This window comes from Streptomyces sp. NPDC101776 (assembly GCF_044766845.1).
Taxonomy (GTDB): domain Bacteria; phylum Actinomycetota; class Actinomycetes; order Streptomycetales; family Streptomycetaceae; genus Streptomyces.
In genome coordinates, this window is record NZ_JBIWMV010000024.1 from 116525 (window position 1) to 130657 (window position 14133).

At 69.7% G+C, this 14133-nt stretch carries 13 protein-coding genes; 7 read left to right on the forward strand and 6 right to left on the reverse strand.

The window, feature by feature from the left end:
* Nucleotides 1-115: 115 nt before the first annotated feature.
* The 3 genes from ACIRRY_RS44395 to ACIRRY_RS44405 are packed head-to-tail and all read left to right on the forward strand — an operon-like array spanning nt 116 to nt 2661.
* Entirely contained in the window at nt 116-1453 is a 1338-nt protein-coding gene (locus ACIRRY_RS44395) for a ferric reductase-like transmembrane domain-containing protein (RefSeq protein ID WP_403984764.1), read from the forward strand.
* Between the two features lie 10 nt (nt 1454-1463).
* A complete protein-coding gene (locus ACIRRY_RS44400; RefSeq protein WP_403984766.1) occupies nt 1464-1916 on the forward strand; it encodes an FMN-binding protein in 453 nt (150 codons plus the stop codon).
* Between the two features lies 1 nt (nt 1917).
* Complete coding sequence (locus tag ACIRRY_RS44405; RefSeq protein ID WP_403984768.1) at nt 1918-2661, forward strand: FAD:protein FMN transferase; 744 nt, start codon at nt 1918-1920, stop codon at nt 2659-2661.
* A gap of 82 nt (nt 2662-2743) precedes the next feature.
* On the opposite strand, the gene ACIRRY_RS44410 is transcribed toward ACIRRY_RS44405, so the two are convergent.
* Both ACIRRY_RS44410 and ACIRRY_RS44415 read right to left on the reverse strand, forming a co-directional pair.
* A complete protein-coding gene (locus tag ACIRRY_RS44410; protein WP_403984770.1) occupies nt 2744-4915 on the reverse strand; it encodes an ArnT family glycosyltransferase in 2172 nt (723 codons plus the stop codon).
* The gene (locus ACIRRY_RS44415) at nt 4912-5754 is read right to left on the reverse strand and encodes a dolichyl-phosphate beta-glucosyltransferase (RefSeq protein ID WP_403984772.1); all 843 of its coding nucleotides are present in this window, start codon (nt 5752-5754) and stop codon (nt 4912-4914) included. The genes ACIRRY_RS44410 and ACIRRY_RS44415 overlap by 4 nt, the downstream gene beginning before the upstream one ends.
* Before the next feature lie 244 nt (nt 5755-5998).
* Here ACIRRY_RS44415 and ACIRRY_RS44420 point away from each other — a divergent pair, with 244 nt between their 5' ends.
* The 3 genes from ACIRRY_RS44420 to ACIRRY_RS44430 are packed head-to-tail and all read left to right on the forward strand — an operon-like array spanning nt 5999 to nt 8501.
* Complete coding sequence (locus ACIRRY_RS44420; protein WP_403984774.1) at nt 5999-7129, forward strand: ABC transporter ATP-binding protein; 1131 nt, start codon at nt 5999-6001, stop codon at nt 7127-7129.
* Nucleotides 7126-7836 carry an ABC transporter permease gene (locus ACIRRY_RS44425; RefSeq protein WP_403984776.1) on the forward strand — a complete coding sequence of 237 codons (711 nt, stop codon included), beginning with the start codon at nt 7126-7128 and terminating at the stop codon, nt 7834-7836. The genes ACIRRY_RS44420 and ACIRRY_RS44425 overlap by 4 nt, the downstream gene beginning before the upstream one ends.
* Nucleotides 7833-8501 (forward strand): ABC transporter permease, encoded by a 669-nt coding sequence (locus ACIRRY_RS44430; protein ID WP_403984778.1) that lies wholly within the window; start codon nt 7833-7835, stop codon nt 8499-8501. The genes ACIRRY_RS44425 and ACIRRY_RS44430 overlap by 4 nt, the downstream gene beginning before the upstream one ends.
* Before the next feature lie 64 nt (nt 8502-8565).
* On the opposite strand, the gene ACIRRY_RS44435 is transcribed toward ACIRRY_RS44430, so the two are convergent.
* The 4 genes from ACIRRY_RS44435 to ACIRRY_RS44450 are packed head-to-tail and all read right to left on the reverse strand — an operon-like array spanning nt 8566 to nt 12750.
* Nucleotides 8566-9165 carry a GTP-binding protein gene (locus ACIRRY_RS44435; protein ID WP_403984780.1) on the reverse strand — a complete coding sequence of 200 codons (600 nt, stop codon included), beginning with the start codon at nt 9163-9165 and terminating at the stop codon, nt 8566-8568.
* Nucleotides 9152-9607, reverse strand: coding sequence for a DUF742 domain-containing protein (locus ACIRRY_RS44440; protein WP_403984782.1), 456 nt, complete (start codon nt 9605-9607; stop codon nt 9152-9154). Before ACIRRY_RS44440 ends, ACIRRY_RS44435 begins: the two co-directional genes overlap by 14 nt.
* Nucleotides 9608-9643: 36 nt before the next feature.
* Nucleotides 9644-10120 carry a roadblock/LC7 domain-containing protein gene (locus ACIRRY_RS44445; RefSeq protein WP_200678363.1) on the reverse strand — a complete coding sequence of 159 codons (477 nt, stop codon included), beginning with the start codon at nt 10118-10120 and terminating at the stop codon, nt 9644-9646.
* Entirely contained in the window at nt 10117-12750 is a 2634-nt protein-coding gene (locus ACIRRY_RS44450) for an ATP-binding protein (RefSeq protein ID WP_403984785.1), read from the reverse strand. The genes ACIRRY_RS44445 and ACIRRY_RS44450 overlap by 4 nt, the downstream gene beginning before the upstream one ends.
* Nucleotides 12751-13114: 364 nt before the next feature.
* Between ACIRRY_RS44450 and ACIRRY_RS44455 the strand changes: the two genes are divergently transcribed.
* A complete protein-coding gene (locus ACIRRY_RS44455) occupies nt 13115-14077 on the forward strand; it encodes an ABC transporter substrate-binding protein (protein WP_403984787.1) in 963 nt (320 codons plus the stop codon).
* Nucleotides 14078-14133 lie beyond the last annotated feature (56 nt).

Consider the following 14133-nt stretch of genomic DNA (forward strand, 5'->3'; position numbering starts at 1 on the left):
ACCCGCGGCACCGCCACACCCACATTGATAACCACTTGAAAGTTCTTCGACAGGAAAACGACAGCCCCCCGAGGTGAAGCTCTAGTTCCAGGACCCGATCAAGGAGCTGCCGTCCGTGACGACCGTCCAATCACCCCCTGCGCCCCCCACGGCGATACGCCCCAGGGTGGTGGCCCGCACGGGCCTGTACGCCGTGCTGGCCGCGAACGTCGCCGTGGTGACCGTCTTCTTCGCCCAGGCCGGATTCGCCTCCAACTCGCTGATCGTCATCGGCCGCCTCCTCGGCCTCTACGGCGCGCTCGTCATGGCCTTCCAGCTGCTGCTCGTGGCCCGCCTGCCCTGGCTCGACCGCCGCATCGGCATGGACCGGATGACCTCCTGGCACCGCTGGACCGGCTTCGCGCTGCTCTGGACGCTGCTCGGGCACCTCGTCTTCATCGCCTTCGGCTACGCGGAGGGCACCGACACCGGACCCGTCGGCGAGGTCGTCGACCTGGCCGAGACCACCGAGGGCATCCTGCGCGCGCTCGTCGCCTTCGCCCTGATCCTCGTCATCGGCGCGACCTCCGCCCGCTACGCCCGGCGCCGCCTCGCCTACGAGACCTGGCACTTCATCCACCTCTACACCTACGTCGCGGTGGTCCTCGCCTTCACCCACCAGGTCGCGGTCGGCACGACGTTCACCGCGTCGTCCACCGCCACGACGTACTGGTACACCGTCTGGGGCGTGGCCCTCGGCTCGGTCGCCCTGGGCCGGCTGGTCCTGCCCCTGTGGCGGAACCTGCGCCACCAGTTCCGGGTCTCGGCGGTCGTCCCCGAGTCCGACAACGTGGTCTCGATCCACATCACCGGCCGCGACCTCGACCGGCTCCCGGCCCAGGCGGGCCAGTTCTTCCTCTGGCGCTTCCTCACCAAGGACCGCTGGTGGCAGGCCAACCCCTTCTCCCTCTCGGCCGCCCCCGACGGCAACGGCCTCCGCCTCACCGCCAAGACGGCCGGCGACGGCACGGCCGCCCTGCGCCACCTCAAGGTCGGCACCCGCGTCTTCGCCGAGGGCCCCTACGGCGCCTTCACCAGCCTGCACCGCAGGAAGCCGGACTCCCTCCTCATCGCGGGCGGCGTCGGTGTCACCCCCATCCGCGCCCTGCTGGAGGACCTGGAGGGCCACGCGGTCGTCATCTACCGCGTCTCCGCCGAGCGCGACGCGGTCCTCTACGGCGAACTGGCCGAGCTGGCCCATGCCAAGGGCGCCCAGCTCCACCTGCTCACCGGCCCGCCCGTCCCCGACAAGCTCGCCCCGCGCGAACTGGCCCGCCTGGTACCGGACATAGCCGACCGGGACGTCTTCCTCTGCGGACCGCCGCCGATGATGAACGCGGTGCTGCGCACCCTCGGCGACATGGGCGTGCCCAAGCAGCAGATCCACTTCGAACGCTTCAGCCTGGCGGGATGAGAGACATATCGTGAAGCGAGTCATTCCTGTTCTGGTGCTGTCCGTCGCGGGTCTGATTCCCGTATGGCGGTACGAGCCGTCCATCGGGACGACGACGAGTACGCCGAGTTCGGCGAGTACGCCGAGTGTGGAGGCGGTCGCGACGCCGACTCCTGCCTCCACCTCCACGGATGCCTCTTCGTCGGCCCCTTCCACCTCCTCGAAGAAGGTCGTCCAGGGCACCGCGATCAACACCGACAAGGGCACCGTGCAGGTACAGGTGACCTTCGAGGGCGACAAGATCAGCACCGTGAGCATGCTCCAGCAGCCGGACCACCCGCAGACCACGGCGGCCGTCCCGGTGCTGATCGAGGAGACCCTCAAGGCGCAGAGTTCGAAGATCGACACGGTGTCCGGCGCCACGATCACCAGCGACGCCTACGTCCAGTCGCTCCAGGCCGCGATCGACGCCAAGGGCGCCTGAAATGAACCGGGTCGAGCATGTGATGGGGTTCCCGGTGTCGTTGCGCGTCGACGACGAGGGCATCGGGGTCGGGACGATCGAGGAGGCGGCGGACGCGCTGTTCGCCTGGCTGCGTGCGGTCGACGCCCGCTTCAGCCCGTTCCGCGCGGACAGCGAGGTGTGTCGATACGACCGTGGCGAGCTACAACTGCCCTACCTCAGCGCGGACTTGACCGAGGTCCTCGACCTCTGCGAGCAGTACCGGATCGCGACCGACGGCGCCTTCGACGTCCGGCTGCCCGGCCGGCCCCTCGACCCCTGCGCGGTCGTCAAGGGCTGGTCGGTGCAGCGGGCGGCGGAACTGCTCACCGCCGCCGGTGCCCGGCGCTTCATCCTCAACGCCGGCGGCGACGTCGTCGTGGCCGGCGGTCCGTGGCGGGTCGGCGTACGGCACCCCGAGCACGCCGACCAGCTGTGCACGGTCCTGGAGTTGACCGACGGGGCGGTGGCGACCTCGGCACGCTACGAGCGCGGCGACCACATCGTCGACGGCCGCACCGGCCGCCCCGCGACCGGGCTGCTCAGCATCTCCGTCGTCGCCGACTCCCTCACCGAGGCAGACGCCACGGCGACCGCCGCCTTCGCGATGGGACCGGCCGGCGTCGACTGGGCCGCCGCCCGGCCCGGCTGCGAGGTGTTCGCGGTCGACGCGGAGCGACGAGTGCGCCGTACGCCGGGATTCCCCGTCGCGCTCGCGGCGGCCTAGCCTTTCTTTCTCGACCTACGACATGCGGAAGGGCCGCCGGGGTTACCGGCGGCCCTTCCTGTCGGGAAATGTGGCTGTTGGCTCAGCTGACGTCGGACGCGTCCAGGCGGTAGAGGCCGCTGCTCGTGGAGGTCGAGGTCGAGGTCGACGAACTCGTGCTGTACGCCGAGGACTTGACCGCCGTGCCGTGCGCCTTGACCCACGTCGCGATCGCGGAGTTCGTGCCCTGGCCGCCGTCGCTGCTGACGATGATGTAGTGCAACTTGCCGGACTTGACCAGGGACTTGAGCTTGGCGAGGGTCATCGCGTTGTCGCTGCCGGACCAGCCGCCCATGGAGATCACGGGCTGACCCGACTCCAGGATGATCGAGGACGCCGTCTGGTCGGTGGACACCGCCAGCAGCCAAGTCGCCCCGTCCTGGTGCTTCTTGAGGTACGCGATCATCTCGGAGGAGACCTGGGTGCCGCCGCCCATACCGCCACCGGCCGACTGAGTACCGGACTCGGAGGTGGATCCCGACTCGGTGCCCGCCTCGGTCGTCCCCGTCTTGCCGGTCGCGCCGGTCGAGGAGCCGGTGCCCGAGGGAGCCGTACCGCCGGACGGCGGCGTGCCCATCCTGCCGGTACCGGAACCGCTGGGCTTCGTACCGGACTTGGTGCCGCTCGGCGCGGAGCCCATACCGCCACCGCCACCACCGCCACCCATACCGCCACCCGTGCTGGGCCCGGCCGTCGGGTTGGTGCCGTTGGTCGAGGAGGTCGCCGCCGAGACCGAGTAGGTCGCGGGTCCGGCGAGGAGGGCGACGACCGCCGCCAGCGCCGCGAAGCCCATCAGCCGGTGGCGGTGGGTGAACCGGCCGACCAGCAGGCCGAGTACGGAGGCGATGCCCGCCACCGCGACCACGATCTCCGCCACCGTGTACACCGTGCCGGAGCCCGACACCCGCTGGAGCAGGACGACCGCCCAGACGGAGCTGGCCGCGATCCCCGCCGGCAGCACCCAGGCCCACTTGGCCGCGGCGCCCTCACAGAAGGCGCGGTACAGCAGCACCCCGCCCGCGCCGGCCAGAGCCGCGATACCGGGTGCCATGGCGGTGACGTAGTACGGGTGGAACGTGCCCTCGGCCAGCGAGAAGGTCAGGAAGTGGAGGACGAACCAGCCGCCCCAGAGCATGAGCGCCGCCCGCTTGGCGTCGGTGCGGGGAGCGCGGCCACGCAGGACCAGACCGCCGATCAGCGCGATCGCCGCGAAGGGGATCAGCCAGGAGATCTGGCCGCCCATGATCTCGTTGAACATCCGGTACAGACCCGAACTGCCGCCGAACGAAGCCCCGTTGCCCTGCGAGCCGACCGAGGAGCTGGCGCCGAAGATCCGGCCGAAGCCGTTGTAGCCGATGACCAGGTCCCACACCGTGTTGTCCGTGGAGCCGCCGATGTAGGGGCGGGAGGAGGCCGGGATCAGGTCGACGATCACCATCCACCAGGCGCTGGAGACGACCAGCGCGACGGTGGCGACGGCGAGGTTGCGGAGGCGCTTGCCGAGCGAGACGTTCGTGGCCCAGAGGTAGACGAGGAAGAACACGGGCAGGACGACGTACGCCTGCATCATCTTGGTGTTGAACGCGAAGCCGATCGCGACCGCCGACCACACCAGCGGCATCAACCTGCCGTTGCGGACGGCCTTCATGAGGGCCGCGGCGCCGAGCATCATCAGCAGGACGAGGATCGGGTCCGGGTTGGTGTCACGGGTGATGGCGACCGTGATCGGGGTGAGGGTGAGGACCAGTGCGGATATGGTGCCCGCCACCGCGCCGAAGTCGCGCTTCACGCTGCGGTACAGCAGGGCCACCGAGCCGGTGCCGGCCGCGACCATCGGGAGCATCAACTGCCAGGTGCCGTAACCGAATACGCGGGCGGAGAGGCCCATCACCCAGAGGGCGAACGGTGGTTTGTCGACCGTGATGAAGCTGCCGGAGTCCAGCGCGCCGAAGAAGAACGCCTTCCAGCTCTTGGTGCCGCTGTAGACGGCCGCGTCGTAGAAGGTGTTGCCGGTGATCGAGGTCAGGTTCCAGGCGTAGAGCGCCGTGGCCAGCAGCAGGATCGCCCACAGGGCCGGGCGGGCCCAGCGCGGGTCGTCCTCCGGGCCCGTGAAGAGCCTTCTGGCACGGGAGTTGAGGCCGCCGTCGGCGGGCGGGCCCGCGCGGTGCGAGCGGCGGGCGGTCTCCTGACCGGGGGGCGGGGCGAGGGTCGTCATGACGCGTACTCCAGGTGTTCCGCGGAAGAGGCGGGCGCCCCGACGGGCAGGACAGGGGTGGTGGTGCGGGTGCGGTGGGGTACGGCGGCGATGCGGGCGCGGCCGGTGACGCTCTGCCTGAACATGCGGCGCATGCCCTTGAGGTCGTCGAGGGCGGTGCGGACGATGTCGACGCGGCTGTCGGGGTCGTCGATCCAGTCGACCGGGACCTCGTGGATGCGGAGCTTGTTGCGCTGGGCGAGGACGAGGAGTTCGGTGTCGAAGAACCAGGCGGTGTCCTCGATGTGCGGGGCGAGCGCCCGGAACACCTCGGTGCGTACGGCCTTGAAGCCGCACTGCGCGTCCGAGAAGCGGGCCGCGAGCCCCGCTTTCAACAACAGGTTGTAGGAGCGGGAGATGAACTCCCGCTTGGCGCCGCGCCGTACGGCCGCCTGTCGGTGCAGTCGGCTGCCGATGGCCACGTCGCTGTGGCCGGAAAGGAGCGGGGCGACCAGGGGCAGGAAGCCTTCGAGGCCGGTGGACAGGTCGACGTCCATGTACGCGACGACGTCCGCCTCGGACTCGCTCCACACGTGCTTCAGCGCACGGCCCCGGCCCTTGGCGTCGAGGTGGACGGCGTGCACGTGCGGCAGCCGCTGGGTGAGATCGAGCGCCGCCTGCCAGGTGGCGTCGGTGCTCGCGTTGTCCGCCACGGTGATCGTGAACGGGAACGGGAAGGACGTTTCGAGGTATGCGTGGAGACGGCCGATGCTGCCGGCGAGGACGTGCGCCTCGTTGTACACCGGCACCACGATCTCGACCGAGCGCTGCCGGACGCCTCCCGCGTTCTGTTCGTTCATGACGGTGACTTTCCGGTCCCTGTCTAGGGCGTTCCTGTGCCTTCGCTGAACGGTCGATGAGAATCAGCGGACTCACAGGAAGGGCACAGTCGATCCGCGTCGAACCCCCAGGAAGCGGCACCCAAAACCCCTCAGGTGCCCGCCAAGTTCCCGCAACACAAGCCGTCTAGACTCTCCCCTCAACGGCCTGAGAAAGCGGTCAGGAACAGGCAGTTTCTGCCACATCCGAAGGGTATTCGGCGTTTTGATACGGATAGATTCAGTCACCAAGCGGTACCCGGACGGCACGGTGGCGGTCGACCGACTGTCCCTGGACATACCGGACCGATCGATCACCGTCCTCGTCGGCCCCTCCGGCTGCGGCAAGACGACCACCCTGCGCATGATCAACCGGATGATCGACCTCAGTGAGGGCACGATCTCCCTGGACGGCGCGGACATCACCAAGCAGCCGGTCAACACGCTGCGCCGGTCGATGGGTTACGTCATCCAGAACGCCGGGCTCTTCCAGCACCGCACGATCGTCGACAACATCGCGACCGTGCCCCGCATGCTCGGCTGGGGCAAGGAGAAGGCCAGGGCGCGGGCCACCGAACTCATGGAGCGGGTGGGCCTCGACGCCGCCCTCGCCAAGCGGTACCCGTACCAGCTCTCCGGCGGTCAGCAGCAGCGCGTCGGTGTCGCCCGCGCCCTGGCGGCCGACCCGCCCGTCCTCCTCATGGACGAGCCCTTCTCCGCCGTCGACCCCGTCGTCCGCAAGGGCCTCCAGGACGAACTCCTCAGGCTCCAGGGCGAATTGGGCAAGACCATCGTCTTCGTCACCCATGACATCGACGAGGCCATCAAGCTCGGCACGATGGTCGCGGTGCTGCGCACCGGCGGCAAGCTCGCCCAGTTCGCCCCGCCCGCCGAGCTGTTGTCCGACCCGGCGGACGACTTCGTCGAGGACTTCCTCGGTGCCGACCGGGGCATCCGCCGGCTCTCCTTCTTCTCCTCCGCGGGCCTCGACCTCAAGACCTCCCCGATCATCGCCCTGGACTCCACCGCCGAGCAGATCGCCGAACGCACCACTCCCGGCGTGCCCTACCTCCTCGTCACCGACCTGGACGGCAGGCCGCTCGGCTGGAGCGAGCCCAACGCACTCGCCGCCGGAAGCGTCGACACCGCTCAACTCCTCTCCTACGGCCGCCCGTTCGAGGCCGGCAAGGACTCGCTGCGGGCCGCGCTCGACGGCGCGGTGCTGTCGCCCACCGGATGGGCGGTCGGCGTGGACGGCACCGGGCGCGTGGTCGGCGTCGTATCGCAGGGGGCCGTGGGCGAGGCGATCCGCAGCGCGCACGCGGCGACGCGCCCGGGCACGAAGGTCGCCGGATGAACGACTGGTTCCGCATCCCGAGCGACCTTCAGAACAGCTACCTCGGTCTGATCGGCCTGCATCTGCGCGAGGCCGTGATCCCGGTCCTCGTCGGCCTGGTGGTGGCGCTGCCCATCGCCCAACTGTGCGTGCGGCTGCGCTGGTTGTACCCGCCGGTGCTGTGGGTGACGACCGTCCTGTACGCGATTCCCTCGCTGGCCTTCTTCGTCGTCCTCATCGACTACACCGGTCAGACCGAGACCACCGTGATGATCCCGCTCGGCGTCTACAGCCTCGTGGTGTTCGTCCCGGCGATCGTGGACGGCGTCCGCTCGGTGCCCCAGGAGACCCTCGACGCGGCCACCGCGCTGGGCCTCGGGCCCGTACGCCGGTATCTCCAGGTGCAGTTGCCGATCGCCGTGCCCGCGATCATCGCAGGCCTGCGGGTGGCGACCGTGTCCAGCATCTCCCTCGTCAGCGTCGGCATGCTGATCGGCAACCAGGGCGCGCTGGGCAACCTGCTCAACGACGGCCAGATCTACCACCAGCCGCGGCTGATCTGGCTCTCCGTGATCACCACGGCCGTCCTCGCCATCGTCGTGGACGCCGTCCTGGTCGCCGTACGCCTGCTCCTCACGCCCTGGATGCCGCGCGGCACCCGCAAGGCCCGCCCCGCCGAGGACCGGCCCGAACCGGCCGAACTCGCACTGGAGGACGCAGCCCGGTGAACGTACTCCACTACATCAACCAGTTCTTCAGCGACAACACCCACTGGCACGGCTACGACGGCATCCCCACCCGGCTGCGCGAGCACGTCCAGTACTCGCTGATCGCGCTCGCCATCGCCGCCGGCATCGGCCTCCCGGTCGGCCTGCTCACCGGACACACCGGCCGTGGCGGCAACACCCTCTCGCTCATCGCCACCGCCGCCCGCGCACTGCCCAGCTTCGGTCTGCTGGTGCTGATGTTCGTGCTGATCGGCTTCGGCCTGGTGCCGGTGATGATCCCGCTGGTCGTCCTCGCCGTACCGCCGATCCTGGTCACCACGTACGAGGCGATGCGTTCCGTCGACCCGTCGCCGGTCGACGCCGCCCGGGGCATGGGCATGAACGAGGCGACCGTCCTGTTCCAGGTGGAACTCCCGGTCGCACTCCCGCTGATCCTCAGCGGGCTGCGCTCGGCGGCCATCCAGATCGTCTCCACGGCCACCATCGCGGCCTACGTCAGCCTCGGCGGCCTCGGCCGCTACATCATCGACGGCCTCTACCAGCGGAACTACGAGAAGGTCGTCGGCGGCGCCACCCTGGTCGCCGGCATGGCCCTGGTGACCCTCGCGGTCTTCTGGGGCATCGCACGGCTCGCGGTGTCCCCCGGGGTACGCAGGAGCAACTGAGCCCGGCTGCACGCAGAAAGAGAGGGGGAGGGCCTGCGCCCTCCCCCTCTCCTCGTGCTCGCGGCTAGTTCTCCGTGCGCGCCAGCGCCAACTCCAGGACGACCAGCAACGCGTCCCGCACCGAACCCCGCTCCCGCGCGTCGAAGGCGATGACCGGGACCCGCTCGTTGACGTCCAGCGCCCAGCGGACCTCGTCGAGGTCGTGCTCGATCCTGCCGTCGAAGGCGTTGAGGGCGACCGCGAACGGGATCTGCTTGTGCTCGAAGTAGTCGACGGCCGCATAGCAGTCGTCGAGCCGACGGGTGTCGACGATGACGAGACCGCCGACCGCGCCCTCCACGATGTCGTCCCACATGAAGCCGAAGCGGTCCTGTCCGGGCGTACCGAACAGATACAGCTTCAGGGTCGGGTCGATGGTGATGCAGCCGAAGTCCATCGCGACCGTGGTGGTGGTCTTGCGCGGGGTGAGCGACAGGTCGTCCACGCCCGCCGCGACCTCGGTGATGGCGGCCTCGGTGGTCAGCGGCTCGATCTCGGAGATCGCGCCCACGGTGGTGGTCTTACCCACGCCGAAGCCGCCCGCGACGACCATCTTGACCGGCAGCGGCGGTCGTACGACGGTCTGCGCAGCGGCACCGCGGGCGACCGGTTCAGTCGGTGTCACGGAGTACTCCCCGGGAGTTGGGGATGGCGCGGAGGCCATCGATGACCCTTCGCAGGACGGTTGCGTCACGGATGATGTCGGTGTTCGGCACGTGCACCGTCAACTGCCCGGCGGCGCGCAGGTCCTCGGCGAGGACCCGCACCACGTTCAGGTGCAGCCGCAGCCGGGCCGCGATCTCCGCGAGGGACTGCGGCTGCCGGCAGGCGGCGACGATGTCGTGCTGCTCGAAGGAGAGCCGGTCGAGCACCGCGAGCCCGGCGGCCGTGGCCACCACCTGGGTCTCGACGGGGATCGGCCGCCCGGAGGCGGCGGCTCCCGCACCCGCGACCCGGCCGGCGGTGACCAGGAACGGCCGTACGGCTGAGGGCGCGCGCACCGGATCGCGATCCGGGGGTGTGGCCCCGTCCGCGCCGGCACCGTTCGGAGTGCGGCCGTCGGGCATGAGTGGCTGTTCCTCTCTCGACCGGTCGGCGACCGGTCACCGAGCCGAAATGACGCCGACGCTGTTCTTCAGCTGGAGCACCAGCTGGGGGTTGAGCGCGGAACCGGCACGGTTGGCGAACAGCGTCATCTCGTAGGCGATGTTGCCGAGCTTGGCCTCCTTGTCGGTGACGACGCCCAGGACGGCGCCGCTGCCGATCGCGGAGACGAGGACGTGACCGCCCTCCAGGTCGATGATGACCTTGTTCAGGGCGCCGAGGCCGTAGTTGCCGGAAGCTCCGGCGGCCAGGCTGGTGATGCCGGAGACGATGGCCGCGAGCCGCTCGGAGTGGGCCTTCTCGCGTAGTTCCGCCACGGCGATCAGCAGACCGTCGGAGGACACCGCGATGGCGTCGACGACGCCCGCGGTCTCCGTCGCGAAACGGTTGAGCAGCCAGTTGAAATCGGCCGCCGCTGCCTGCAGTTCGGCCGGCGTGGTGCCTCCCCTGGGAGTTTCACCTGTCGACGTACTCACTGCTCCGCTCCTTTCGGGAGGTGGTTCGGGTCGTGCGGGTGGTTCGCGTCCGTGGCGCGCAGGCCCGTGAGGGTGTCGCTGTCGCGATGCGCTTGTTCTACGGCGGCCTCGAACTCTTCGAGGGCCGAGCGGACGGCGTCCGCGTCGGCGGGCCGGGGGGCCTGCCGGGCGGCTTGCTGGGCGGCGGCGTCGGCGCCCGTACGAAGGGTGGCACCCCGGACCCGCCGCCGCAGCGGCCGGGAGCCTCCGGCGGCGTCGTCGGGGGCGGCGGACTCGTCCGCCGGGGAGTGGTGGGTGACGGCGGCAGGCTCCGCCACGACGGCTGCCGGCTCCGTCTCGTACCGGGAGACCCGGCGCGGCAGCGGGGCGGGCTGATCGTCGGCCCAGCCGTGCTCCCGCACGGGCTCGGCGGCGACGGAGGGCCGCGGACCGGAGTCGGCGTACGTGGAGTCGGCGTACGCGGAGTCGTGCCCCGCGGGTCGTGCGGGTCCGGCGTCGACGGAGGGCCGTGAGCCGGAGTCGGCATCGTAGCCAGAGGAGCCGTAGCCCGCGGTGACAGCGGGTCGTCCGGAGTCGGTCCGGGCGTACCCGGAGTCCGAGGTGGCCCAGGACGGCGCCGGACGCTGCTGCTCCGGGACGGAGCCCGCGGACGCCTTGCCCGACCCCGACTCCGACTCCGCGAACCCTCCCGCCGAACCGCCGGAGGCCAGCGCGCTCATGCGCAGCAGCAGCGTCGCCGGGATCGTGATCTCGGCCGTCACACCGCCGCCCGGGGTGCGGGCGAGGGTGACGTCGATGTCCCAGCGGCGGGCGAGCGTACCGACCACGAACAGGCCCAGCACCTTCGTCGGCACCAGGTCGAGACGCTCGCGGCGGATGAGGCGGGCGTTCTCCTCGGCGATGCGCTCGGCGCTCATCCCGAGTCCGTGGTCGGCGACCACGATCAGCGCGTCGTCGCCGTCGGTGCGGACGACCACCTCGACGGGGCTGCCCACGGGCGAGAACGAGACCGCGTTCTCCAGGAGTTCGGCCACCATCAGCGTGAGGTCGCCGATGATGTCGGGCTCCACCATGACCTCGGTGTCGGCCCGCAGGCTCACCCGCTGGAAGCCCTCGATCTGGCCGAGCGCGGCCCGTACGACGTTGGTGAGCTCGGTGGGCCCGCCGTCCAGCACGGTCTCGCGGATGCCGGCCAGCAGCATCAGGCTGTCCGCGTTACGGCGCAGACGGACGGCGATGTGGTCGATGGAGTAGAGGCGCTCCAGCAGAGCCGGGTCGGTCTCACCGCGCTCCACCGCGTCGATCAGGGCGAGTTGACGGGTCGTCAGGTTGCTGACGCGGCGGCCGACGTTGCCGAACATCTCGGCCACGTTGCGTCGGCTGACCACCTGACGGGCCAACAGCGCGGCGGCCGTGGTCTGTACGTGGTTGAAGGCCTCGGCGAGGTCACCGATCTCGTCCTTCGCGGTGACCGGCATGTCGCGCAGCAGCGGCGGTCCGTCGTCCTCGGCGTCGTCGTCGGCCACGCGGGCGAGTTCACGGCCCGCGACCTCGGCCACCTGCTTGGCGGCACCGGTCAGGGCCTGCACCGGGCGGACCACCGAGCGGCGCACGATCACCACGAAGACGAGCCAGAGCAGGAAGCCGAACAACGACAGGCTCAGCAGCAGTCCGGCGCGCCAGGAGGCGGAGCTGGACGCGCTGTCGGCGCGGGTGGCGATCTGGCCGATGAGCGAGGTGGTGATCTTCAGCCGGCCCACGGCCTGTTGTGGATAGGCGGGGTAGTCGCTCATGGCGTCCGCGAAGGCCTTGCGGACGGCGCCGGGCGTGTCCGCCTGGAGCCCGCTCGGGTCGATCTGCAGCTCCGCGTAGGCCTCGGCGATCAGCCGCTGCGCGGGGGTGTGCTCGATCCCGGCGAGCTGGTCGGCCTGCTCCTCGGTGGCGAACCGGGCGAAGCGGGCGGCCTGGTAGGTGTACAGCTCGTAGGAGCCGACCGCGTTGTTGAACTCGATGAGCGCGTTGCTGTCACCGGTCGTCGCCGAGAACACGCTGGTCTCGAACGAGCTGTGGGCGGCATCGGCCCGCAGCACGGAGTCCAGCAGGTTGCCGGTGAAGGTGGTGGCGAGGTTCGTGTTGTGTTCGAGGTCGAGCCCGTCGATCAGACCGTCGGAGGCACTGGTGTACGCCGGGTCGATGTTGTCGGCGGGCAGATAGCTCTGCTCGACGGTGTCGCGCAGCGTCTCCAGGCCGTTGATCTCCTTCAGCGCCTGGGCCTCGCTGCTCGGCAGCCGGTCGCCGAAGGTGTCGCGCACCTTCTCGACCTGCTCGTCCACGGCCGACTGGGCCTTGCGGTACGCGGCCTGCGAGGGCGTACCGCCGTCGTTGGTGGCCTCGAAGCGGACGGAGAGCAGGATGGCCTGCTGGTGCTCCGCCTCCACGAGGTTCACCAACTCGGCGACCTGCCCGCTGTCACGCACCAGTTGGGCCGCGTCGCTCGCGTCCGTCGACTGCCCGACCTCGTCCGAGATGAGGTACGCGAGCAGCACCGCGACCACCGCGAGCGGTACGCCGACGAGCAGATTGAGCTTGCGCCTGAAGGGCCAACGGTCTGCGAAGCCCCGTATGGACACCAGGCCTCCTTCGTGGGGTGTTGTCACGGTACGCGCAGCGACACACGTGACTGTTTTTGATCGAAGCGGCCCCCGCACACCGCTGTGACCGATGCCAACTCCGGGGAGACTACCGCCTCTTCGATCGATCAAGTGCGTCGCCCTACGTCAAGAATCAATTACAAAGCGCCCGTGTTCGTGACCGGTCTGTTTACGTTGCCTTCACAACTGGGCACCCATTGAGGCCAATCGGTGACCAGACTTCTCTTGACTGACCAAGAACCGGCTGGATTGGATCAGCGGAGTGCGGAATTCACGCCCCGCGCGTGGACGCCACAGCCATGCCTGCACGTCTGAGCCAACATCCGAGCCCGGAACGGGAATTGTGACTTCAAAAGCGAAGAACAGCTGGTCAAGTACTAGGTACCCCGGCGCGGCCGCCATCGCGCTCGCCGCGACGGCTGCGCTTGTCACGGGATGTGGTTCGTCCTCCGACAGCAAGTCCGACAACCCGCTCTCGGGCGACAAGGCGAGCGGCGACACCGTCGTCGTCGGCTCCAACAACTTCGCCGAGAGCATCCTGATCGCCGACATCTACGGCGAGGCCCTCAAGGCCAAGGGCGTCAAGGTCACTTACAAGCCGAACATCGGCAGCCGTGAGACGACCTACGGCCTGCTCAAGAACGGCACCATCACCGTGCTGCCCGAGTACAACGGCGCGCTGCTGGCCTACCTCGACCCGAAGGCCACCCCGGCGACCCTCGCCGCGACCACGGCCGCGATCGACGCCAAGCTCGACACCAAGCTGACGCTGCTGGACCCGGCCGCCGCCGAGGACAAGGACACGGTCACCCTCAACGCGGAGACCGCGAAGAAGTACAACCTGACGTCCGAGTCGAGCATCGCGGATCTCAAGTCCATAGCCAAGGACCTGGTCATCGGCGCCTCGCCGGAGTTCCAGACCCGGCAGCAGGGCCTGGTCGGCCTGAAGTCGGTCTACGGCCTGGAGTTCAAGTCCTTCAAGGCGCTGGACGCGGGCGGCCCGCTGACCGCGGCCGCGCTGAAGAAGAACACCGTCCAGGCGGCCGACCTCTTCAGCACGGACCCGACCATCACCAAGGAGAAGCACGTCACGCTCCAGGACCCGAAGAGGCTCTTCGGGTTCGAGAACGTGCAGCCCCTGGTCTACAAGAGCGGCCTCTCCGCCGCCGGCGTGGCCGCCCTCAACGCGGTCTCCGCGAAGCTCGACACGGCGACCCTGCTGGACCTCGACACCCAGGTGGGCTCGCAGAACAAGGACCCGCTGGACGTGGCGAAGGCCTGGCTGAAGACAGCCGGCCTGGACTAGGTCTGCTCCGGCCGACGCGGGTGCCTCCGTTTCTCCGGGAGGCACCCGCGTCGGCG

Bases quoted from the DNA above. Each gene is read 5' to 3' on its own strand.
- ACIRRY_RS44405 (WP_403984768.1), top strand. From the start codon at position 1,918: ATGAACCGGGTCGAGCATGTGATGGGGTTCCCGGTGTCGTTGCGCGTC.
- ACIRRY_RS44410 (WP_403984770.1), bottom strand. From the start codon at position 4,915: ATGACGACCCTCGCCCCGCCCCCCGGTCAGGAGACCGCCCGCCGCTCG.
- ACIRRY_RS44415 (WP_403984772.1), bottom strand. From the start codon at position 5,754: ATGAACGAACAGAACGCGGGAGGCGTCCGGCAGCGCTCGGTCGAGATC.
- ACIRRY_RS44425 (WP_403984776.1), top strand. From the start codon at position 7,126: ATGAACGACTGGTTCCGCATCCCGAGCGACCTTCAGAACAGCTACCTC.
- ACIRRY_RS44440 (WP_403984782.1), bottom strand. From the start codon at position 9,607: ATGCCCGACGGCCGCACTCCGAACGGTGCCGGCGCGGACGGGGCCACA.